At 62.3% G+C, this 20,444-nt stretch carries 19 protein-coding genes, 1 tRNA gene and 1 pseudogene; 18 read left to right on the forward strand and 3 right to left on the reverse strand.

Annotated elements, in window-relative coordinates:
• Positions 1-4: 4 nt before the first annotated feature.
• Both HTY61_RS01155 and HTY61_RS01160 read right to left on the reverse strand, forming a co-directional pair.
• Positions 5-1,228, reverse strand: coding sequence for a glycosyltransferase family protein (locus HTY61_RS01155; RefSeq protein WP_175275067.1), 1,224 nt, complete (start codon positions 1,226-1,228; stop codon positions 5-7).
• Positions 1,229-1,241: 13 nt separating this feature from the next.
• Positions 1,242-2,054 carry an HAD-IIB family hydrolase gene (locus HTY61_RS01160; RefSeq protein ID WP_246272884.1) on the reverse strand — a complete coding sequence of 271 codons (813 nt, stop codon included), beginning with the start codon at positions 2,052-2,054 and terminating at the stop codon, positions 1,242-1,244.
• A gap of 322 nt (positions 2,055-2,376) precedes the next feature.
• On the opposite strand from HTY61_RS01160, the gene HTY61_RS01165 reads away from it, so the two are divergent.
• From HTY61_RS01165 to HTY61_RS01225, 14 genes and pseudogenes are all read left to right on the forward strand, one after another.
• Positions 2,377-3,744, forward strand: a complete 1,368-nt coding sequence (locus tag HTY61_RS01165) for an extracellular solute-binding protein (RefSeq protein ID WP_175275069.1) — start codon at positions 2,377-2,379, stop codon at positions 3,742-3,744.
• A gap of 74 nt (positions 3,745-3,818) precedes the next feature.
• Positions 3,819-5,129 (forward strand): carbohydrate ABC transporter permease, encoded by a 1,311-nt coding sequence (locus tag HTY61_RS01170; protein WP_175275070.1) that lies wholly within the window; start codon positions 3,819-3,821, stop codon positions 5,127-5,129.
• 9 nt (positions 5,130-5,138) lie between these two features.
• Positions 5,139-5,966 carry a carbohydrate ABC transporter permease gene (locus tag HTY61_RS01175; protein WP_175275071.1) on the forward strand — a complete coding sequence of 276 codons (828 nt, stop codon included), beginning with the start codon at positions 5,139-5,141 and terminating at the stop codon, positions 5,964-5,966.
• A complete protein-coding gene (locus HTY61_RS01180; protein ID WP_175275072.1) occupies positions 5,966-7,024 on the forward strand; it encodes an ABC transporter ATP-binding protein in 1,059 nt (352 codons plus the stop codon). The genes HTY61_RS01175 and HTY61_RS01180 overlap by 1 nt, the downstream gene beginning before the upstream one ends.
• A 30-nt stretch (positions 7,025-7,054) precedes the next feature.
• Entirely contained in the window at positions 7,055-8,521 is a 1,467-nt protein-coding gene (locus tag HTY61_RS01185) for a glycerophosphodiester phosphodiesterase family protein (RefSeq protein ID WP_175275073.1), read from the forward strand.
• Positions 8,485-8,646, forward strand: a pseudogene (locus HTY61_RS19650) (hypothetical protein); the annotation flags it as partial. The gene HTY61_RS01185 and the pseudogene HTY61_RS19650, both read left to right, overlap by 37 nt.
• 24 nt (positions 8,647-8,670) lie before the next feature.
• Positions 8,671-9,570, forward strand: coding sequence for a substrate-binding domain-containing protein (locus tag HTY61_RS01190; protein ID WP_246272885.1), 900 nt, complete (start codon positions 8,671-8,673; stop codon positions 9,568-9,570).
• Positions 9,571-9,583: 13 nt separating this feature from the next.
• The gene (locus HTY61_RS01195) at positions 9,584-10,411 is read left to right on the forward strand and encodes an inositol monophosphatase family protein (RefSeq protein ID WP_175275075.1); all 828 of its coding nucleotides are present in this window, start codon (positions 9,584-9,586) and stop codon (positions 10,409-10,411) included.
• Between the two features lie 324 nt (positions 10,412-10,735).
• A complete protein-coding gene (locus tag HTY61_RS01200; RefSeq protein WP_246272886.1) occupies positions 10,736-11,251 on the forward strand; it encodes a DMT family transporter in 516 nt (171 codons plus the stop codon).
• A 97-nt stretch (positions 11,252-11,348) separates the two neighbouring features.
• On the forward strand, positions 11,349-12,371 hold the full coding sequence (locus HTY61_RS01205) for a BMP family protein (protein WP_175275076.1): 1,023 nt from the start codon (positions 11,349-11,351) through the stop codon (positions 12,369-12,371).
• Positions 12,371-13,924 carry an ABC transporter ATP-binding protein gene (locus tag HTY61_RS01210; protein ID WP_175275077.1) on the forward strand — a complete coding sequence of 518 codons (1,554 nt, stop codon included), beginning with the start codon at positions 12,371-12,373 and terminating at the stop codon, positions 13,922-13,924. Before HTY61_RS01205 ends, HTY61_RS01210 begins: the two co-directional genes overlap by 1 nt.
• Positions 13,914-14,963 carry an ABC transporter permease gene (locus tag HTY61_RS01215; protein WP_175275078.1) on the forward strand — a complete coding sequence of 350 codons (1,050 nt, stop codon included), beginning with the start codon at positions 13,914-13,916 and terminating at the stop codon, positions 14,961-14,963. The genes HTY61_RS01210 and HTY61_RS01215 overlap by 11 nt, the downstream gene beginning before the upstream one ends.
• Positions 14,964-14,965: 2 nt before the next feature.
• A complete protein-coding gene (locus tag HTY61_RS01220; protein ID WP_175275079.1) occupies positions 14,966-15,907 on the forward strand; it encodes an ABC transporter permease in 942 nt (313 codons plus the stop codon).
• Positions 15,904-17,184, forward strand: a complete 1,281-nt coding sequence (locus HTY61_RS01225) for an amidohydrolase family protein (RefSeq protein ID WP_175275080.1) — start codon at positions 15,904-15,906, stop codon at positions 17,182-17,184. The genes HTY61_RS01220 and HTY61_RS01225 overlap by 4 nt, the downstream gene beginning before the upstream one ends.
• A 77-nt stretch (positions 17,185-17,261) precedes the next feature.
• Here the strand turns inward: HTY61_RS01225 and HTY61_RS01230 are convergent.
• Positions 17,262-17,336, reverse strand: a tRNA-Thr gene (locus HTY61_RS01230).
• Positions 17,337-17,478: 142 nt separating this feature from the next.
• Here HTY61_RS01230 and HTY61_RS01235 point away from each other — a divergent pair.
• The 4 genes from HTY61_RS01235 (at position 17,479) to HTY61_RS01250 (ending at position 20,400) form a co-directional block, all read left to right on the forward strand.
• Positions 17,479-17,664: a hypothetical protein gene (locus HTY61_RS01235; protein ID WP_175275081.1), complete on the forward strand. Its 186-nt coding sequence runs from the start codon at positions 17,479-17,481 to the stop codon at positions 17,662-17,664.
• A gap of 122 nt (positions 17,665-17,786) precedes the next feature.
• Positions 17,787-18,791, forward strand: coding sequence for an ABC transporter substrate-binding protein (locus tag HTY61_RS01240; RefSeq protein WP_246272887.1), 1,005 nt, complete (start codon positions 17,787-17,789; stop codon positions 18,789-18,791).
• Between the two features lie 50 nt (positions 18,792-18,841).
• Positions 18,842-19,636, forward strand: coding sequence for an ABC transporter ATP-binding protein (locus HTY61_RS01245; RefSeq protein WP_175275083.1), 795 nt, complete (start codon positions 18,842-18,844; stop codon positions 19,634-19,636).
• Positions 19,633-20,400 carry an ABC transporter permease gene (locus HTY61_RS01250; RefSeq protein WP_175275084.1) on the forward strand — a complete coding sequence of 256 codons (768 nt, stop codon included), beginning with the start codon at positions 19,633-19,635 and terminating at the stop codon, positions 20,398-20,400. The genes HTY61_RS01245 and HTY61_RS01250 overlap by 4 nt, the downstream gene beginning before the upstream one ends.
• Positions 20,401-20,444: the final 44 nt, after the last annotated feature.

Genomic DNA, 20,444 nt, shown 5'->3' on the forward strand with positions numbered 1-20,444 from the left:
AGCGCTAGCGGCCGTATTCCGCCTCGTCGGCCTTCACGGCCTCGTGGAGTTCGCGCATCAGGTCCGGATCCGCGGCCTGGACCCGGCTCCAGTTCGGTATGAATGGCGTCTCCATCGGATTGTCGAGGAAGGTGTGTCCGGCCTCGACGATATTCGAGGCGAAAAGCTCGACGGCGCGTTCCTCGACATGGCGGTCGATATGGAGGCCGTTCATGCGTGCGTCATTGTGATAGGCCTCGATCATGTCCAGTGCCTCGCGGTAATAGGTCGCCTTTATCGTTCGGAAGGTCTCTTGGCTGAACACGGTGCCATCCGTGGCAAGCTTGCGGTAGACCGCCTTGCAGATGTCGATGGACATGCGTGAAAGCCCGGCCTGCGGATCCTCTTCCGACAGCGGCTGGTGCTTGTGATCGTAGGCGTCCGCGATTTCCACCTGGCAGACAAGGCGGGTCGACAGATTGCGCCAGACTTCGGAAAGAACGCCGATCTCCAGGCCCCAGTCGGACGGAATGCGGATGTCGGGCAGGATTGCCGTGCGCATGGCGAACTCGCCTGCCAAGGGATAGCGGAAGGCAGCGAGATAGGTCAGGTAGTCGCGATGGCCGATCGTCTTCTCGAGCGCGCGCAGGAGCGGGCTGACCAGTAGCCGGTTTACGCGACCGTTCATCTTTCCGCCGGCATAGCGGGCGTAGTAGCCCTTGCAGAAGAGATACGAGAACGCGGGATTGGCGACAGGATAGACAAGCCGGGCGAGCATCTCGCGCGAATAGGTGACAATGTCGCAGTCGTGCAGCGCGACAACATCCGCGTCGCGGCGAGCCAGCGTGTAACCGATGCAGAACCAGACATTTCTGCCCTTGCCGGGTTCCTCGGGCGAAAGGCCGGCTTCCTTCAGCCGGGCATCGATCGCCTGCAGGCGGGGACCGTCATTCCACAGGATGGAGTGCTCCTGCGGCAGGACGGAGAAGAACTCCCGCGCGCGGCGGTACTCGTCCTCGCTGGCGCGATCGAGGCCGATGACGACGTGGTTGATGAAGCGGGCGCCTGCAAGCTGCTCCACGATATTGGCGAGCGCCGGGCCCTCCAGCTCGGAATAGAGCGACGGAAGGATCAGCGTGATCTTGCGGTGGGCGGACAGCACCTCCAGCTCGCGTTCCAGGGTGTCGGCCTTGTCTACGCGCAGGTTGTGCAGCGTGGCCACGTGACCGTTCTGGTGAAAATCCGCCATGGGAAGGTGTCTCCTAGCTGCCGTCCAGTTCTTCAATAATCCCCAGAACGGATTCGTTCCAACCTTCGGGGCCGGGTTTTTCCGTGCGAACGATGCGTCCGGCGTTTTCCCCGTCGAGTTCGGGCAAGGGGGGGGCGTGCGGATTCGCAACGACGACCCCCAGATCGGCGGCCTCCAGCATCTCGACGTCGTTCGCGGCATCGCCGAGCGCGAGGACGACCGGCCGTTTGCGACCGGACACGTATCGCGAGGTGATCTCGCGCATGCGATCGGCCTTGGTCGCGCCGAAGGAAAGCGTCAGGTAGCGGCCGCCCTGGCGGGCCGTGATCCCGCGTTCCGCGAGCAGCGCAATGAACTCCTCGCGCTCCGCCTCGTCGCCCCACCACAGGCCAGGCTCGGAATGGCGCCGCGCGGCGGCCCGGACAGCATCCGTCCTCGACAGGCCCGTCCGTTCGGCCACCTCGTCTAGCGTCCAGTCGGAAAAGCCCGAGAAGTGCTCGCGCAGGCGCAGCGGCAGCGCGTCCAGGGTGGCGATCAGCCGGTCATGCACGGACGCGTCCTCCTCCCGGTCGCCGACGCCGTCAGCCGGCTCGAGGATTCCCGCCCCGTTCTCCACGATGGAAGGGCAGTCGGCAAAGCCCAGCTTTCCGCGCAGATCGGCGATCTCCGCGGCCGTCTTGGAACTGGCCAGTATCAGCGGAACGCCGCGCGTCTTCAGCGCGTCAAGCGCCGGTTGCGCCGGTTCAAACGAGTAGGTCTCATGGTCAAGAAGCGTTCCGTCCAGGTCGGAAAAGACGACAAGCGGCGGCACGTTCTTCCCTGTCACGGCAGCGCGCCTCGCAGGACGGTTGCGTTCCGGGAAGGGCATGAAACCGGCACGAGCGACCCCGCTGCGTCAAACGATGCTTGCGGCGGAGCTGCGTACGTTCGGGTCATGTCCCATTGATAGCGCGTTGCGCATGCAGAGCAAGCATCAAGATTTTGTCGTGCCGTCGCGGGTGCGGCCTGCCGGGGGCCTCGGGAATGGCGACAAGGATTCGCCGACGAAAAATCTTGCGCCGTTATACGGGCGTCACATAGAACCCCTATACAGGGTTTGCACACGTGTGCAATCCTGTTTAAGCTTCCTGTCTCCAAGGGGGGATACCATGACCATATTGAAGAAAACGACAGTGCTAGCCGTGGCGGGCGCGTTGCTTTCCGGCGCAGCATCGGCCGCAATCGCAGAAGACTACACGATTTCCGTCTGGGCCGGCGGCTCGGGCGACGAATCCGACTACCGGGTCAAGGCGATCGAGATCGCCGCCGACCTGTACGAACGTGAAGCCGCCATCCGCGGCGAAGAGGTGAACATCACCGTCGAGACACAGCTTTTCTCGGGCTGGGACGATTTCAAGCAGGCCGTGACGCTTGCCGCGGAATCGGGCACGGCGCCGAACATCATCGTTTCCGGCCACGAGGATATCGGTCCCTGGGTGCAGGCCGGCATCCTGCGGCCGGTCGAGGACTATGTCGATTTCGATGCATGGCCGCTCAACCAGCTCTACGAGAACCTCATCCAGGTCTCGTCCTATGACGGCAAGATCTGGGGCATTCCGCAGGACGCGGAGTCGCGTGTGTTCTTCTTCTGGCGCGAGCACCTGGAAGCCGTGGGCTACAGCAAGGAAGAGATCGACGCCCTGCCCAAGAAGGTGCTCGATGGCGAGTACACGCTCTACAGCATGCTCGACGACGTCAAGAAAATGCAGGACGCCGGTCTCGTCGAGGAAGCGAAGGGTTTCATGCCGCGCATCTCCAACGGTCCGGACTATTGGCAGTTCTACCAGAGCTTCGGCGGAGAGATGGTCGACGAGGAAAGCGGCAAGCTCGTCTTCGACAAGCAGGCACTGACAGACATGTACCAGTTCTTCGTCGACGCGGTCGACAAGGGCGTCGTGCCCGCGACCTATCTCGGCGGCGACTGGGACACGTGGCACGGTGCCGTTTCCTCCGGCAAGGCCGGCGCGTGGCATGGCGGCACCTGGCACTATGCCCAGTGGACGCAGAAGAACGGCCTTGACGATTTCTTCGGCAAGATCGTCTATACGCTGATCCCGGCCGGCAACGAGCGCGGTCGCGCCAACGCGATCACCCATCCGCTGGTCTACCTGCTGTCCAACACGGGTACCGACGACGACGCGGCGCTCGCGGCCGAACTTGTCTCGATCGCTTCCGAGCCCCGTATCAACGCCCTGCATGCGGTCAAGTCGAGCCATCTGGCCATAGGCCGGGAAGAGATCAATGTTCCGCTCTATGCCGAAAGCCGCTGGGCCACGGAAGCGACCGAAAACCTGCTTCCCCACGCCAATGCGCTGCCCAACGATGCGGATTTCGGCGTCGTCTGGACAGCGATGTACAAGGGGCTCGAAGCATCCTGGACCGGCGTTTCGTCCGTGGCCGATGCCGTCGAGGCGGCAGAACAGTCGGTCGTGTCGGCGCTGGGCGACAAGGTGATCGTACGCGACGGCGGCATGTAAGAGGGGCGTGCTGCCGACCGCCGGCCGGGACCTGTCCCGGTCGGCTTTCATGAAGCTTTTACCGGACGACGGCCATGCGCTCCCATACCAGCAAGCTCGGACTGCTGCTTGTCAGTCCCGCCATCATTCTTCTTGCCATCTTCTTTCTTACGCCCGCGCTTCTGACCGGGGTGTTCTCGTTCACCAACATGAGCAGTTCCACCGGAATCAGCGGGGGCGCATGGGTAATCACGCCGAATCTGCTGAGAGAGCTTTCGGATGACGGCATATCTCCGGCCACGATCGAGGCTCTAAGGGACGAGAGCTACAGTGTCGACGAGGGCAGCCTTGCCGCCGCGCGGGCGGCGGGCGTTGCCGCGGAATTCGCCGACGAGATCGCCAGCAAGCTCTCCGGACAGCGATTTGCTTCCGATTCCGAGTTCATGTCCGCGCTCAAGACGCTGCGCACAAGGCCACGGCGGGTGCGCGACCTGAAACTGGCGATGGAGCCGTTCACCCGGTCCGTTCTCAACATCCGTTTCGAAACCGAGGCTGCGGCGCGTTTGGCGATAGAGCAGGTCGTGCCCGATATCGATGCCGGGGAATTGGAAAGGATAGTCGAGCGAAGCTACACCGGCTGGAAGTGGACGTCGGAAAACTATTCCAAGCTGTTCAGCAGCCCGGAAACCCTGCGCATCGTGTTCAATACAGTTTTCTACGTGGCGATGACGCTGGCCTTCAACGTGTTGGTGGGCCTGTTTCTGGCGATCACAACCTTCTATCTTCCCAGGAGAACGGGAGGCTTCTTTTCCCTGATCTGGCTGCTCCCGCGCATCACGCCGGTCGTGCTTTACGCGATCATGTGGAAGTGGTTCACCTGGGATGACGGATTTGTCGCGGCGCTCGCCGGTCAGCTCGGCCTGCCGTCCTTCAACTACATGAAGGGGTCGGTGCCGAGTGCCTGGACAATCGTCATCCTGGTCAACGGCTTCATCGGCGCGTCGTTTGGCATGATCCTGTTCTCCGGCGCGCTCAGGGCGATACCGGTGCAGCAATTGTGGGCGAGCGAGGTGGACGGAGCCACCCGGTGGCAACAGGTGCGCCACATCATCCTTCCGCAGCTTCGCTGGCCGATCCTGTTTGTCACGAGCTACCAGACGCTCTCGCTCCTGACCTCCTACCAGGAGATATGGCTGACCACGAATGGCGGGCCGGGCAACACCACCGCCGTGTGGGCGCTGGAAGCCTTCCGTACAGCGCTGTTCAACTATTCCGGTTCGCTGCAGTACGGACTCGGCGCGGCGATGGCGCTGGTTCTGGTCGCTGTGGGGATGGTGCTCTCGATCATCTATCTGCGGCTGTTCCGGTTCGACGAACTGGTCTCGAAGCCGAAAATCGAGTTCTAGGGGGCAGGGATGACACGCAACTTCCCGGTCTGGCCTGTTCTTCTGATACTGCTGGTCATCAGCCTGCCGCTTGTAATCATGTATGGCTACCTGGCGCTGGGCACGGTCACGACAACCGAGCCCGGCGAGCTGCTGCCCTCGGGCGTCACGCTGGAAAACTGGCGGTTCCTGTTCGACAGCTCGACCGCGGCGGGCAATATATGGGCGGCGACGTTCAACACCTTCGTCTTCGCCGGCTCCATCACCTTGATCGTGCTGACGGTCTCGGCTACCGGCGGTTACGCCGTGTCGCGGCTCAACCTGCCATTCAGGCGATTCTTCCTGGCGAGCATCCTCGTGATGCACGCCTTTCCGTCGGTGACGCTGATCATCGGCGTGTTCCTGGTCCTGCAGTTCACGGGGCTTTACGACACCATGATCGGCGTCATCGCGGTGAAGGCGTCGCTGATGCTTCCCTTCGGCATCTGGATCATGAAGGGATTCTACGACACCGTGCCGTGGGAAATAGAGATGGCCGGCGTGCAGGACGGGGCCAGTCGGCTCACCGTCTGGTGGCGGCTGCTCCTTCCGCAGGTGCGGCCCGGACTGGTGGCGCTCGGCCTGTTCGCGTTTCTCGACGGATGGGGCGAATATGTGCTGCCGCGCATCCTTGCGCCGACCAACGACTTCCGGGTGCTGTCGATCGTACTCGATCTTGTCGGCAACCCGGACCGGGCGAACTACGACTTCAACCTGTTCAAGACAGTCGGTGTGTTCTACACGCTGCCGGTCCTCGTGATCTTCGCGTTCTTCCAGCATCGGCTCATGGACATTTTTGGCGGAGGCACCAAAGGCTGATGCGTATCTTACTGGAAGGCTTTACCAAGCGATTCGACAAGGTCACCGTGGTCGACAACATGAACCTGGAGATCCGGGATGGCGAGATGCTTGCGCTGCTCGGACCCTCCGGCTGCGGAAAATCGACGACATTGTTCGCCATTTGCGGAATTCACCGGATCGACTCCGGACGGATACTGTTCGGTGAGCGGGATGTAACGAACCTGCCCAGTCAGAAGCGCAATGTCGGCGTGGTATTCCAGTCCTATGCACTCTATCCGCATATGAGTGTATTCGAGAACATCGCGTTTCCGTTGAAGGTCCGCAAGTTTGAGGCCGCGGACATTGATCGCGAGGTTCGGGCGATCGCCGATCTGACCCATATCGGTCCGCTGCTCGAACGCAAGCCGGCCCAATTGTCGGGCGGCCAACAGCAGAGGGTGGCACTGGCCAGGGCGCTGGTTCGCAAGCCTGACGTGCTGCTGCTCGACGAGCCGCTGGCGAACCTCGATGCGAAACTCAGGCTGGAGATGCGCTCCGAGATTCGCCGCATCCAGCTTGAGACGGGGATAACGGCGGTTCTTGTGACGCACGATCAGGTCGAGGCCATGTCGATGTCGGACCGGATCGCTATCATGGGACAGGGCGAGATCCTGCAAATTGCAACGCCGGACGAGATGTATCACCGGCCATGCAACACCTTTGTTGCGGGCTTCCTGGGCAATCCCCCGATCGCGTTTCTGGAGGGCACGGTCACCGAGGCCGGACGGTTCCGTTCGCGGGGCGGGGTCGGCATTCCGCTGCCTGATCGGCTCGCGAGCCTTCCGGAGGGCAAGGCGATACAGCTTGGCATCCGGCCGGAATTCTTCGGCAACGAAGGTGATTTCCGGCTTGCCGGCAAGGTTTCGTTCGTCGAGCTGCAGGGCCGTGAAACACACTACGACGTGGTGGTCGCGGAGGGCGAATTGCTGCGTTCCATACAGCCCGCGGGCATGTGCGCCGGACTAGGCGAGGCCATCGAATGGCCGCTCGATACTGAAAAGTTACTGATATTCGATGAGGATGGCGTCGCGCTCTGACGTGGATGATGTGCCAAGGGATAGCGAAAAATGGAAAACAAGCTGGCGTGGCCCGCGCGGGCCGACGGAAAGCCGCTTTGCATTGCACATCGCGGGGCCTCGGCGCACGCGACGGAGAACACCGCGCGGGCATTCGCCGTGGCGGCCGAGCTCGGCGCCGACATGTGGGAGATCGATGTCTATCTCACGCGCGATGGCGTGGCTGTAGTCAGTCACGACGACAAGCTGGAGCGCATCTTCGGCGCCGAAGGCCGTATCGCCGATCTTGATCTGGCCGAAATCCGCGCGCGCGCGCCGGACTTGCCGACACTCGACGAGACGATCGAGCTGGCGAAGCGGTTCGACCAGGGGCTCTATGTCGAAGTCAAGGTACGCGGGGCCGGAAGGGTGACAGAGCGCCGCCTGGCGGATGCCGGATTCACACGTGCGGTGATCAGCAGTTTCATCGTCGAGGAAATTCGCGATCTCTCGGAGGGGGAACGCCGTTACCCGCTGGCGATCCTCGTGCCACTCGGCGTCGATCCGTTCGGTTGGGCGGAACTGTCGCGGGCCGATATCATCCATCTTTGCTGGGAAGATGGTGGCGATGGCCGGCCGCAGGACCTTGTGACGCCGGAATTGCTGTCCCGTGCGAAGGAGCGCGGTCTGGGGGTCGTGTTGTGGCACGAGGAGAGGCGTGCGGTTCTCGACGAGATCGAGAAATTGCCGGTGAACGGAATCTGCACCAACAATCCGGAGATGATGGCACGGCTCGATGCCGCCGAGGCGCTGGGAATTTCCGTGGTCTGTCATCGCGGCGCCAACCGTTTCGCGCCCGAGAACACGCTGGCGGCTGCGCAGCTCGCTTTCCAGCAGGGCGCGCATTATGTCGAGATCGACGTGCGCGAAAGCGCCGATGGCGAACTGGTCGTAATTCACGATCCGACGGTCGACCGGACGACGAACGGCACGGGCCGCGTCGACGAGATGACCGCCGCGGAACTGCGTTCGCTCGATGCGGGTTCCTGGTTCTCCCCACATTTCTCCGGCGAACGCATTCCGCTGCTTTCCGAGGCAATCGATGTCGCGCGGTCGCATGGTCGGAAGCTCTATGTCGAGAACAAGTCTGTCGATGCCGAACGGCTCGTCCGTTTCATCGAGGACGCGGGATTTCTAGGTGAATGCTTCTTCTGGTCGGGAAACGCGGCGTTGCAGGAGGGCATGCGGGCCGTCTCGAACAAGGCGCGGATAAAGTCGTCGCTGTGCGACTATTCCGGCGTGGAGCCGATGCGGGCGCATCTGGCACCCGAGATCGCCGAAATACTTTTTGAGGATTACCGCAATTTCGCCCCCGCCTGCATTGAAGCGGGCATGGTTCCAATGCTGCAGTATTTTGGCGACGATCCGGCCGTTTTCGAGGAAATCGTGTCGCTTCGTCCACCGATGATCAATCTCGACCGGGCCGACCTGTTGCTACGTGCATGCCGTGCCGGCAATCATGTGTCCGGACAGACTTGAGGGCAGGATTCGCAGTGGAAGACCGGCACAAACCGGCAAGGCAGGTCACATCGATAGATGTCGCACGACTGGCAGGCGTTTCGCGCTCGGCCGTGTCGCGGACCTTTACAGCCGGCGCGAGTGTCGCGCCGGAAACGCGAGAACGCGTCATGGCGGCGGCGAATGAACTCGGCTATCGGGTCAACATGCTGGCGCGGGGCCTTACGCAGAAGCGCACGAATCTCGTGGGCCTCGTCGTCTCCGACATGGACAACCCGTTTCGCGCCGAACTGGTCGACCATCTGGCGCGCAGGTTGGTTGCGCTCGACTATCGGCCGTTCATGTTGCCGACCGATCCCGGCATGGATGTCGTTCCGCTGGTCGACATGATGCTGGACTACAACGTGTCGGGAGCGATCGTCACCTCCGATACCCCGCCGGCGAAAATCTCGGAGGAATGCGCCATGCATGGCGTTCCGCTGGTGCTGGTGAACAAGGAGGCCATGGATGGCGTGGCCAACGTGACGCTCGATTCCGAGAAGGTGGGGCGGCTTGCCGCCGAGGCGCTCCGGAAGGCGGGGTGCCGGCGCGTGGGCATTGCCAGCCAGCGGCGACCTTCGCACACCATCAGCGAACGCAAGGCGGCATTTCTGCGCGCCTGTGGTGCCCTCGGGCTGCAGACCGCGGGCGACTACCAGGGTGCGGTGCAGAACTATGCCGGCGGCATCGAGGCCGCCGGGGCCTTTCTGGCGGCGGGCGGGGACGCGGACGGTGTGTTCTGCGCCAACGACTATCTCGCCCTCGGGTTTCTCGACGGGCTGCGCAGCCGGTGTTCACTTCGTGTGCCAGAAGATCTGTGCGTTATCGGATGCGACGACATCGCGGAGGCGGCCTGGCTCGCTTATGACCTGACCACGATCCGTCAGGACACGATGTCGCTCGCGGAGGCGGCCGCCGCCGCCCTCGTCTCGCGGATCGAAACGCCCGAGACGGAGGTTGCAAATACAACAATCGACGTTCAACTGGTGGAGCGCGGATCGACGGCGCGCCCGCCCTTCAATCCAACCTGACAGGCTCAACACGATGCACAATGCCGAGGACGGGCGCGCATGCGCCCAACGAATCGATGCCGCGATGTCGATCATCCGCGATGCCGGACGCATGGCGCTGGACTATTTCGAGCGCTATCGCTCGCTTGCCGTCGAGGAAAAGTCGGGCGGACAGGACATCGTGTCCATTGCGGACAGGGCCGTTGAGAGCCTTATCCGAGAGGCGATCCTCGATCGCTTCGGCGAGGATGGCATCGTCGGCGAGGAGCACGGAAACGTGAGCGGCAGTTCCGGGTTCCAGTGGCTGGTCGATCCGATCGACGGAACCGGGAGCTTCCTGCACGGACTGCAGACCTGGAGCGTCGTGATCGCCATCCTGCGGGACGGCGAACCGGTCGCCGGGCTCGTCCTGGAACCATGCACCGGCAGGCTATACCGGGCCCGCTGCGGGGAGGGGGCCTTCTGCGACGACGCGCCGATCGCGGTCGATACCGCGACGCCCTTTACCGGCGGATTGTTCGCGATCGGTGCCAGCCGGCCGGAGGCGAGCGCCCATATCGGGGCGGTTGTCACAGGAGTGCTGGCGGCCGGCGGCGGTTACATGCGCAACGGCTCGGCAGCCCTGTCGCTCGCCCATGTGGCGGCCGGGCACTATCTCGGGTTCTACGAGCCGCAGCTCAATGCCTGGGATTGCGTCGCCGGCCTGCTGATCGTGTCGGAGGCCGGCGGAACGGCGGACGACTTTCTCGGTGACGACGGCGTTTTTGCGCGCAAACCGTGCTTTGCTGCCGCGCCTCAGGCCGCCCCCCTCTTCCGCCAAATCGTCAACGGCGAAGTCGAACCCTTAGAGGGGACTCGCTGACGGGAAGCGGTTCTGCCCGCGAGGGTTGGTCTTGCGTGGTATTTTACCAAGTGTTTGTTTTTATTATATTTTGTATGATTTTTCTATCCGGTTCTGTGATTTCGTAACGTGCACCATACCGGTCGCGAAATCGGTGGATAATCGACGGTCGTGAAAGCCATCCAGCCTGCGCAGCGATCTGCACAAAGCAGTGTGCCGGCACGGCCGGTATTGAAGGCATCGCAACGATTACGCGATTGCTGCTCTCTTTTCGAATCCTCCATGCGCTGACAAGGCGCAACTTGCGTGCCGAACTTTCTTGGGCGACGATCGGTACATTGTTGCATGTCCGTTGCGGTAGAGCTGCTGATGGCAGCGTGGACGGAATTCCACACGGACATGCGTTCGGGGATTGTCATGACGTCTTTCTGGTTTGCCCTTTTCATTGTCTTTGCCGGGGGCATCGCTCTCGGCATGCAAGCTCCGGTGAATGCCGCACTGTCGCGCGCCATCGGTGACAACGTGTCGGCGACGATGATTTCGTTCGGCATCGGTTTCATCGTCCTTACTCTCCTGGCTGCCTTTCGTGGCACATTGCCAGCTATCGGCACATTGCGGACGGCGCCGCCGTGGATGTTCGCCGGGGGGCTGCTCGGCGCGTTCTACGTGTGGGCCGTGGTGTCGGGCGTGTCGCGTCTCGGGGTGGTGACAATGACCGCTGCGTTGATCCTTGGCCAAATGATTGCGGCCGCGGTGATCGATGGCACCGGTGCATTCGGGATTCCCGTGAACGCGATCAGCTGGCAGCGTGTGGTAGCCATAGTCCTCGTCGGAGCGGGCCTGGTCATTTCGCGCCTGTAAGATTTTGTTGCCACTTGCCGTTTTTTTGAACTCGATTTACCATCTGATCAAAAAAGCGGCGGGTTCATGAAATTCCACCCAGACAGGAGAGCGCTCAATGTCCAACAATTCCTTCACCACAACCCGTCGCAGTCTGCTGAAGGCAGGCGCTGCAGGTGCATCGTTTCTCGCCATGCCGGGGCTGATCGGTCGCGCGAGCGCGCAGGAAATGCTCAAGGTCGCCGCGATCTATACCGTCCCGGTCGAACAACAATGGGTCAGCCGGATTCACAAGGCGGCCAATGCCGCCGTTGAGCGGGGCGAGATCGAATATGTTTTTTCGGAAAACACCTCCAATTCAGACTACGAGCGCGTCATGCGCGAATACTCGGAAGCAGGCCATGACCTGATCATCGGCGAGGTCTTCGCGGTCGAGGATGCGGCGCGCCAGGTCGCCCGCGATTACCCGGACAAGGCTTACCTGATGGGGTCAAGCTTCATGCCGCAGGACGACACGCCGAATTTCGCGGTTTTCGACAACTACATCCAGGATGCGTCCTATCTCTCCGGCATCATCGCGGGGGCAATGACCAAGTCCAAGAACATCGGCATGGTCGGCGGGTTTCCGATTCCCGAGGTGAACCGGCTGATGCATGCCTTCATGGCCGGCGTGCGCGAGACGGCGCCCGACACGACGTTCCAGGTCGCCTTCATCGGTTCCTGGTTCGACCCGCCCAAGGCAAAGGAAACCGCCTTCGCGCAGATCGATGCAGGGGCGGACATCATGTATGCGGAGCGCTTCGGTGTCTCGGATGCGGCCAAGGAGAGGGGCGTTCTGGCCATCGGCAATGTTATCGATACGCAGGCGGATTATCCCGAAACGGTCGTTGCATCGGCACTGTGGCATTTCGAGCCGACACTCGATGCCGCCGTCGCGAAGGTGAAGGCCGGTGAGTTCAAAGCCGAGAATTACGGCTTGTATTCCTACATGAAGGAAGGCGGATGCTCCCTGGCACCACTCGGCACTTTTGAAGGCAAGGTCCCGCAGGAAGCGCTTGACCTGGTTGCCGAGAAGGAAGCCGCGATCAAGGCCGGCAGCTTCACTGTCGAGATCAACGACGAAGAGCCGAAATCGAGCTGATGGCGGGGGCGGGGGGCGGAGAGGCGGAGACCGTTCTCCGCCTTTCCAATATCACGAAGCGCTTCGGCCCGCTGACGGCAAACGATTCCGTTTCGTTCGAACTTAAGCGGGGCGAGGTGATCGCCCTTCTCGGCGAGAACGGAGCCGGCAAGACGACGCTGATGAACATCCTGTTCGGCCACTACGTGGCCGACGAGGGGACGGTCGAGGCTTTCGGCAAGGTGTTGCCGGCCGGCGAGCCGTATGCGGCGCTTGCCGCCGGCATCGGCATGGTCCATCAGCATTTCACCCTGGCCGACCAGATGACCGTTCTGGAGAACATCGCGCTCGGCACGCAGAGTCTCTTTTCGCCGCGCTTCGACAGGGGCAAGGCGCTGGCGCGCGTCGACAAGTTGTCCCGTGATTTCGGCCTCGAGGTGCGGGTGAACGCATTGGTCGCCGACCTGTCCGTGGGCGAGCGACAGCGCGTGGAGATACTCAAGGCGCTTTACCGTGATGCGCGGATTCTCATTCTCGACGAGCCGACGGCGGTGCTGACGCCGATCGAGACGGAAGCATTGTTCGCGACGCTCAGGAAGCTGGTCGCGAACGGGCTTTCGATCATTTTCATCTCGCACAAGCTGCACGAGGTTATGGTTGTCAGCGATCGGGTGCTGGTTCTGCGTTCGGGCAGGATCTCGGGTGAACGCCGCACGGCGGACACGAACCGCGGTGAGTTGGCCTCGCTGATGGTCGGGGAGGCAATCAAGGAACCGGAAGTGACCGAGCACACCCCGGGAAGCACCGTGATCGAACTTGTCGGCATTTCGACGTCCGGGCGTGCCGGCGGCGCTCCGCTCGACGGGATTGACCTGAGCTTGCGCGAGGGCGAGATCACCGGGCTTGCCGGCGTTTCCGGCAACGGGCAGGCGGCCCTCGCCGCGTTGATTGCAGGCACAATGAAACCGGAAAGGGGCGAAATTCGCATTCGCGGGAAAGTGATCGGCGATTGGTCCGCGCGTGCCGCGCTGGCACACGGGATCGGCCGCATTCCGGAGGACCGGCATGCCACCGGCATGATTGGAGACATGAGCGTGACCGAGAACGTGATCTCCGAATCCTATCGGTCGCCGCGTTTCAGCCGGATGGGATTTCTGGACTGGAAGGCGGCTGAAACATTCGCGGAGACGATCATCCGCGCCTACGACGTGAAATGCCCTTCACCGAACGCACGGGTGCGGCTCCTGTCGGGCGGCAACATGCAGAAGCTGATTCTCGGACGCGCGCTCGACGGAGAGCCGCAGGTCATCCTCGCCAACCAGCCGACGCGCGGTCTCGATGTCGGTGCTGTGGCGTATGTGCATTCGAGGCTCATTGCGGCGCGTGATCGAGGTGCCGCGATCCTGCTGATCTCGGAAGACCTGGATGAGGTATTGGCGCTTGCCGACCGGATTGTGGTGATCTCCAAGGGGCGTTTGTCGCCCCCGTCGAAACGCGGCGAGCTGTCGGTCCGCGAAATCGGAGAACTCATGGCAGGACACGGGTTCAGCGACGGGGGGGGCAATGCGGCTTGAGCCAAAACCGGCGCCCGGTCTTGCAGTGGCGCTGCTCTATCCGGTCGGTGCCATAGTCGCCACGATTGTCATCGCATCGTTCCTGGTGGTGGTCGCGGGCGCATCGCCTTTCAGCGTGTTCTGGCTCGTCGTCAAAGGAGCGGCCGGGTCGCAATTCGCGCTTCTGGAAACCCTGACGCGGGCCACCCCCCTGATCTTCACCGGCCTTGCGGTCGCGGTTGCCTTCCGGGCAAAGCTCTGGAACATCGGGGCCGAGGCGCAGCTCTATATTGGCGCGGTTGTGACGGTCGTACTGGGTACGGGTGCGGTCGCGATGCCGTCACCGGCCCTGATTCCGCTCATCATGATCTGTGCCATGCTGGCCGGCGCCTTGTTGCTGCTCGGACCGGCGGTGCTGAAAGTGCGTTTCGGTGTCGACGAGGTGGTGACGACGCTGCTGCTCAATTTCATCGTCATACTTTTCGTATCGATGCTGTTGGAGGGCGCGCTGAAGGATCCGATGGGCCTCGGCTGGCCCCAGTCGAAACGAGTTATTGCAGATGCCCAATTGCCTCGATTGATTCAGGGCAAGCGGCTGCATCTCGGTTTCGTCATCGCCGTTGCCAGCGCCGTAGTCGTGTGGGTGATCATGAAAAAATCGACGCTCGGCTACGAGATGCGCGCCGTCGGCAACAATGCGGAAGCGGCGCGCTTTGCCGGTATTCCGGTCAATCGTGTGCTCATGAAGACGGCTCTTCTCTCGGGAGGGCTGGCTGCACTTGCCGGTTTTTCCGAGGTCGCAGGCCTGAAGGGCAACCTGACGCTCGATCTCTCGCCCGGCTTCGGATACACGGGCATCGTCGTGGCGATGCTGGCGATGCTCAACCCGCTTGGCGTTATTGCGTCCGCGATCTTCGTGGCCGGCATATTCGTCGGTGCCGATGCAATGAGCCGGTCCGCAGGCGTGCCGAGCTATATCGCGCAGGTAATGGTCGCGACCGCGCTCCTGACCATGGTCACGGCGATCATGCTGACACGCTACCGGATCAGGTGGAGGTAGCCGTGGAAGCCTTTGATATCCTGCTGACCACAAGTTTCTGGGTTGCAGCCATACGCATCGCGTCTCCGCTGATCTTCGCCACGATGGGCGAACTGATCTGTGAGCGGGCGGGCGTGCTCAATCTCGGGATCGAGGGGATCATGACCGCCGGCGCCTTCGCCGGCTGGCTCACCGTTTATCTCGGCGGCGATCTGTGGACCGGTGTTGCCGTAGCCGCGTTGGCAGGCATGGTGTTCGGCCTGCTGCACGGATTCATGACCGTGCCGCTCGGTCTCTCCCAGCATGTCACCGGCATCGGCATCACGTTGCTGGCCACGAGCCTGACTTACTTCGTATACCGGATCGCACTGCCCGAAGTGACGTCGCCGCCGAAGATCGAGCCGTTCCAGCCTTATGCCGTCCCCGGACTTTCGGACATACCCCTGCTCGGGCCGGCGTTGTTCAACCAGACGCCGCTCACCTACCTGGCGTATGTCGTTGTCGCCGTTGTCGCCTGGGTCCTCTACCGGACGCCCGTAGGTATCGCGATACGCGCAGTCGGTGAAAACCCTGCGGCGGTCGAGGCGCAGGGGATCAGCGTGACGGGGATGCGCATGGGCGCAGTCGCCGCCGGCTCGGCACTGATGGCCGTCGGTGGTGCATTCCTGACAATGAGTGCCTTCAATTCCTTTTTCTTCGAGATGATCAACGGGCGGGGATGGGTCTGCATCGCCCTTGTCGTGTTTGGCTCGTGGCGCCCGGGCAAGGCGCTGATCGGTGCGATCCTGTTCGCGGCGTTCGATGCCTACCAGGTGCGGTTGCAGCAGGTTGCAGGTGGCGTGATCCCCTACCAGATATTCCTGATGCTGCCCTACGTGCTGTCGATCCTGGCGCTGATCGTCGTGGCACGGCGGGCGACTTATCCGAAGGCCCTCATGGTGCCTTACCAGAAAGGTGAACGATGAATATCGACCTGCTCCTGAAGGGCGGCGTCCTGCCTGACGGAACCATCGCCGACATCGCAATTGCCGGCGACACCATTGTCGCGATCGAGCCCGGAATTCCGGCAGCAGCAGGCGAGGCGATCGACATATCGGGCAATCTCGTTTCGCCGCCCTTCATCGATCCGCATTTCCACATGGACGCGACGCTGTCCTACGGCCTGCCGCGCATCAATTCCTCGGGCACGTTGCTGGAAGGCATCGCGCTGTGGGGCGAGCTGAAACCGCTCCTGACCGAGGAGGCGGTGATCGAGCGGGCGCTCGCCTATTGCGACTGGGCGGTTTCGATGGGGCTGCTCGCCATCCGCAGTCATGTCGACACCTCGGACGAACATGCGATGACCGGGGTGCGGGGGGTGCTCGCGGTGCGCGATATCGTCAGGCCCTATCTCGACCTGCAGATCGTCGCATTCCCGCAGGACGGTTTCTACCGCGCGCCAAGGGCCCGGGAATTCACCATCCAGGCACTGGACATGGGGGTCGACATTGTCGGTGGCATTCCGCATTTCGAACGGACGATGGAGGACGGGCGGCGATCGGTGACCGAATTGTGCGAAATCGCGGCAGAACGCGGGTTGCGGGTCGACATGCACTGCGACGAAACCGACGACCCGATGTCGCGCCATATCGAACAGCTCGCCTACGAGACGCAGCGCCTCGGCCTGCAGGGGCGCGTGAACGGCTCGCACCTGACCTCGATGCACTCGATGGACAACTACTACGTCTCGAAACTCCTGCCGTTGATGGCGGAGGCAGAGGTGTCGGCGGTTCCCAACCCGCTGATCAACATCACCATCCAGGGGCGACATGACACCTATCCGAAGCGTCGGGGGCTGACCCGCGTGCCGGAGATGCTGGAACACGGCATCACCGTCGCCTGGGGACAGGACTGCGTGCTCGATCCCTGGTATCCGCTGGGCACGGCGGACATGCTGGATGTCGCCTTCATGGGATTGCACGTGGCACAGATGACAAGCCCGGACGACATGCGTCGCTGCTTCGACATGGTGACGACGGAAACCGCCAAGATCATGGGCATGGAGGATTACGGGCTGGAAAAGGGCAAGCGTGCCAGCCTCGTCGTCCTCGATGCCGGCGATCCGATCGAGGCGATCCGCCTCAGGCCGGACCGGCTGCTTGTCGTCTCGAAGGGCAAGGTCGTCGCCAGACGCGACAAGCAGGACACGGCTCTCGCGCTTCCCGGGCGTCCTTCCGCTGTCAGCAGGCGATTCAGGCGCTGATTCCGTCCGGCGGGCAGCAGCAACGATCGGCGAGGACCACTAGTCGAGAGCCGAGGAAATCCAGGATTGAAGGGGAATGGTGCTGCTGGCGAGGATTGAACTCGCGGCCTCTCCCTTACCAAGGGAGTGCTCTACCACTGAGCTACAGCAGCATCGTGGCAAATCGTGAGCGGCTTCTGCCACAAGCAAATTCAGAGCGCAAGGCTCAATCATCGTCAAATCGCAACTGCTTGCAGGGCAATGCGACAATGCGCGGGGCTTTGCTGCGGAGGCGATTTGCGGCATATCAGCGCCATGGCTGAAAAATCCCGGGATGACGATCGAAGGAAGAGACTCGCCAAGCAACTGCGCGCCAATCTGGCGCGCCGCAAGGCACAGGCGCGCGCCAGGCGCGCGGGTGACGCGGATGCGCGACCCGAAGGTCTTCCGGCGGCGGACAAGGCGAGCAATTCCCCGAACAAGGATGGTGGGGGAGATTGAGGAAACGGGAGAGGTTTGCATAAAAAACAGGCAAATCATGCACAATCTTTCCACTTGATCAATTTTTCGCCATCGGCTTCGATGTGCACTGCAGCATCATGGCGGTGCACAGGGAGATCGAGTTGATCAAGAAGCTTTTGGTATCGGCCGCAATACTCGCGGCAGCAGTCACGCAGGGCGCGGCGGAAACGGCGATCCAGTTTGCGCTCGACTGGAAGTTCGAGGGGCCGTCGGCCCCCTATTTCGTCGCCATCGACAAGGGACACTTCGAGGCGGAAGGTCTTGCGGTGGAAATAGCCGAGGGCGCGGGATCGTTGGACGCCATTCCCAAGGTCGCGACCGGGGCCTTCCCGCTGGGCTTTGCGGATATCAATTCGCTGATGCGATTCCTCGACCAGAACCCCGACGCTCCCGTCACGGCGATCATGATGGTCTACGACAAGCCGCCGTTCGCCGTGGTCGGCCGGAAGTCGCTCGGGGTCGAGACCCCGAAGGATCTCGAAGGCAAGGTGCTGGGCGCACCTCCGCCTGACGGCGCCTGGGCGCAGTTCCCGATTTTTGCGACCGAGAACGGCCTCGACACGGACAAGATCACGGTCGAGCCGGTCGGCTTCCCCACGCGTGAACCGATGCTGGCGGAAGGCAAGGTGGCCGCGGTGACGGGCTTCTCGTTCTCCTCGACCCTCAATCTGAAACGCCTTGGGGTGCCGATGGACGACCAGTCGGTGCTGCTCATGGCCGACTACGGCGTGTCGCTCTATGGCAACGCGATCATCGTGAACACGGACTTCGCTGCGAACAATCCGGAGGTGGTGAAGGGCTTCGTCAAGGCCGTGGCGATGGGCTGGAAGGACGCGATTGCCGATCCCGCGGCCGCGATCGAGAGCCTTGTCGAGCGGAATCCGGCCGCGGATGCTGCGCTCGAAACCGAACGATTGCAGATGGCTATCGATGCCAACGTGCTTACCGACTACGTCATGAAAAACGGTTTTGGCGGAATCGACGACCAGCGCATGGCCAAGGCGATCGAACAGACGAAATCGGTCTACGAGTTCCAGTCGGAACCCGATGGTTCGCGCTATTTCGATGCGTCCTACCTGCCCGGCGGGGGCTTCAAGCTGCAGTAACAGGAACGGTTCACCCGCCCCGGCGGGTGAACCTCCATCCGGGAACCGGTATGGCCAATCTGATCGACATTCGGGGCGTTTCCCACGCCTACGGCACTCCGGAAGGGCGACTTCCGGTTCTGAGCAACCTCGACATCTCCGTGCCGGAAGGCGAGTTCTGCGCCGTGGTCGGGCCCTCCGGTTGCGGCAAGTCCACGCTGACACGACTGATCGCGGGCCTGATGAAGCCGGATATCGGAGAGGTCTGGCTGCACGGCGAACTGGTGAAAGGGCCACGCAGGACCGTGGGGATGGCATTCCAGAACCCCGTGCTGCTGGAATGGCGCACCATTCTTCAGAACGTAATGCTTCCGCTGGAGATCGTCTCCCCGACGATGCCGCGCGCCAAGAAGGAAGCGAGAGCGCTCGAACTCCTCGAGCTGGTCGGCCTGGCCGGGTTCGAGAACAAGCGGCCGTCGGAACTGTCCGGAGGCATGCGCCAGCGGGCATCGCTTTGCCGGGCAATCGTGCACAAGCCGGATGTGCTGATCATGGACGAGCCTTTCGGTGCGCTCGACGCCTTCACGCGCGAGGATCTGTGGCTGACCATGCACGACTTGCGGGAAAAGGAGCCGTTTACCTGCGTGCTGATTACGCACGACCTGCGAGAAAGCGTGTTCCTCGGTGACCAGGTGATCGTGCTTTCCGGCAGGCCGGCGACGACACAGTATGTCCTCGACGTTCATTTTCCCGGGCCGCGCGTGATCGACGGGCTCTACAAGCCCGAATGCTCGGAGATGCTGTACACCCTGCGCGAGCAGATACGCATCGCCCAGGGGCGCGGAAGCAAGGAACAGGCGGCATGAACGCATCACTGCGCCGAACCGCCGTCCCGGTGGCCGCAATTGTCGCGTTTTTCGTCCTGTGGGAATTGCTCGTGCAGGCAAATGGCTGGCCCGACTACGTGATGGCCTCGCCATCGGACTTGCCGGATGCCTATGCGCGGTTTTGGAAGCTGTTCCTGGTCGGTGCCTGGCAGACCCTTTGGCGGACGGTCGCCGGACTGTTGATCGCGGTCGTTGTCGGTACGCTATTCGGCATGATCATGGGGTTTTCGCGGATCGCGCGCGACGCCCTCTATCCGCTTCTTGTCGGGTTCAACGCTATCCCGAAGGCGACACTCGTGCCGGTGCTGGCGCTGCTTTTTGTCGGCCAGCACAATTTCAACACCGTTACCATGGCCTTCATGATCTCCTTCTTTCCGATCGCGGTTTCCGTGAGCATCGGACTTTCGACACTGGAGCCGGAATACCGGGACATCCTGCGCTCACTCGGTGCGAGCCGATTCACGATCTTTACCAAGATCGCCTTGCCGAAAACGCTTCCCGAGTTCTTCGGTGCGCTGAAGGTGGCGGTGACGCTGGCTTTCATCGGAACCAACCTGGTCGAAATCGTATCCCCGCACGGGCGCGGGCTGGGCGCACTGTTCCTTTCCGGGCAGACAAATTCGAACTATCCGCTGATGTTCGCCGTCCTGATCGTCCTCGCCTTTCTCGGTATCGTGCTGTACTACGCCGTGGTGTTCCTGGAACGCATTTTCGCCGGATGGGCAGAGCGATCCGAGCGCTGACGTTAGCCATAGGCGCGTCCATTGCCTTGAACCGGCCATAAGCA

It is taken from the genome of Oricola thermophila (genome assembly GCF_013358405.1).
Lineage (GTDB): Bacteria > Pseudomonadota > Alphaproteobacteria > Rhizobiales > Rhizobiaceae > Oricola > Oricola thermophila.

Excerpts from the sequence above, each read along its gene's own strand:
- HTY61_RS01225 (WP_175275080.1), top strand. The coding sequence starts at position 15,904 with ATGAATATCGACCTGCTCCTGAAGGGCGGCGTCCTGCCTGACGGAACC.
- HTY61_RS01215 (WP_175275078.1), top strand. The coding sequence starts at position 13,914 with ATGCGGCTTGAGCCAAAACCGGCGCCCGGTCTTGCAGTGGCGCTGCTC.
- HTY61_RS01195 (WP_175275075.1), top strand. The coding sequence starts at position 9,584 with ATGCACAATGCCGAGGACGGGCGCGCATGCGCCCAACGAATCGATGCC.
- HTY61_RS01170 (WP_175275070.1), top strand. The coding sequence starts at position 3,819 with ATGCGCTCCCATACCAGCAAGCTCGGACTGCTGCTTGTCAGTCCCGCC.
- HTY61_RS01185 (WP_175275073.1), top strand. The coding sequence starts at position 7,055 with ATGGAAAACAAGCTGGCGTGGCCCGCGCGGGCCGACGGAAAGCCGCTT.
- HTY61_RS01190 (WP_246272885.1), top strand. The coding sequence starts at position 8,671 with ATGGCGGCGGCGAATGAACTCGGCTATCGGGTCAACATGCTGGCGCGG.
- HTY61_RS01235 (WP_175275081.1), top strand. The coding sequence starts at position 17,479 with ATGGCTGAAAAATCCCGGGATGACGATCGAAGGAAGAGACTCGCCAAG.
- HTY61_RS01200 (WP_246272886.1), top strand. The coding sequence starts at position 10,736 with ATGTCCGTTGCGGTAGAGCTGCTGATGGCAGCGTGGACGGAATTCCAC.
- HTY61_RS01180 (WP_175275072.1), top strand. The coding sequence starts at position 5,966 with ATGCGTATCTTACTGGAAGGCTTTACCAAGCGATTCGACAAGGTCACC.
- HTY61_RS01165 (WP_175275069.1), top strand. The coding sequence starts at position 2,377 with ATGACCATATTGAAGAAAACGACAGTGCTAGCCGTGGCGGGCGCGTTG.
- HTY61_RS01155 (WP_175275067.1), bottom strand. The coding sequence starts at position 1,228 with ATGGCGGATTTTCACCAGAACGGTCACGTGGCCACGCTGCACAACCTG.
- HTY61_RS01245 (WP_175275083.1), top strand. The coding sequence starts at position 18,842 with ATGGCCAATCTGATCGACATTCGGGGCGTTTCCCACGCCTACGGCACT.
- HTY61_RS01210 (WP_175275077.1), top strand. The coding sequence starts at position 12,371 with ATGGCGGGGGCGGGGGGCGGAGAGGCGGAGACCGTTCTCCGCCTTTCC.
- HTY61_RS01205 (WP_175275076.1), top strand. The coding sequence starts at position 11,349 with ATGTCCAACAATTCCTTCACCACAACCCGTCGCAGTCTGCTGAAGGCA.
- HTY61_RS01175 (WP_175275071.1), top strand. The coding sequence starts at position 5,139 with ATGACACGCAACTTCCCGGTCTGGCCTGTTCTTCTGATACTGCTGGTC.
- HTY61_RS01250 (WP_175275084.1), top strand. The coding sequence starts at position 19,633 with ATGAACGCATCACTGCGCCGAACCGCCGTCCCGGTGGCCGCAATTGTC.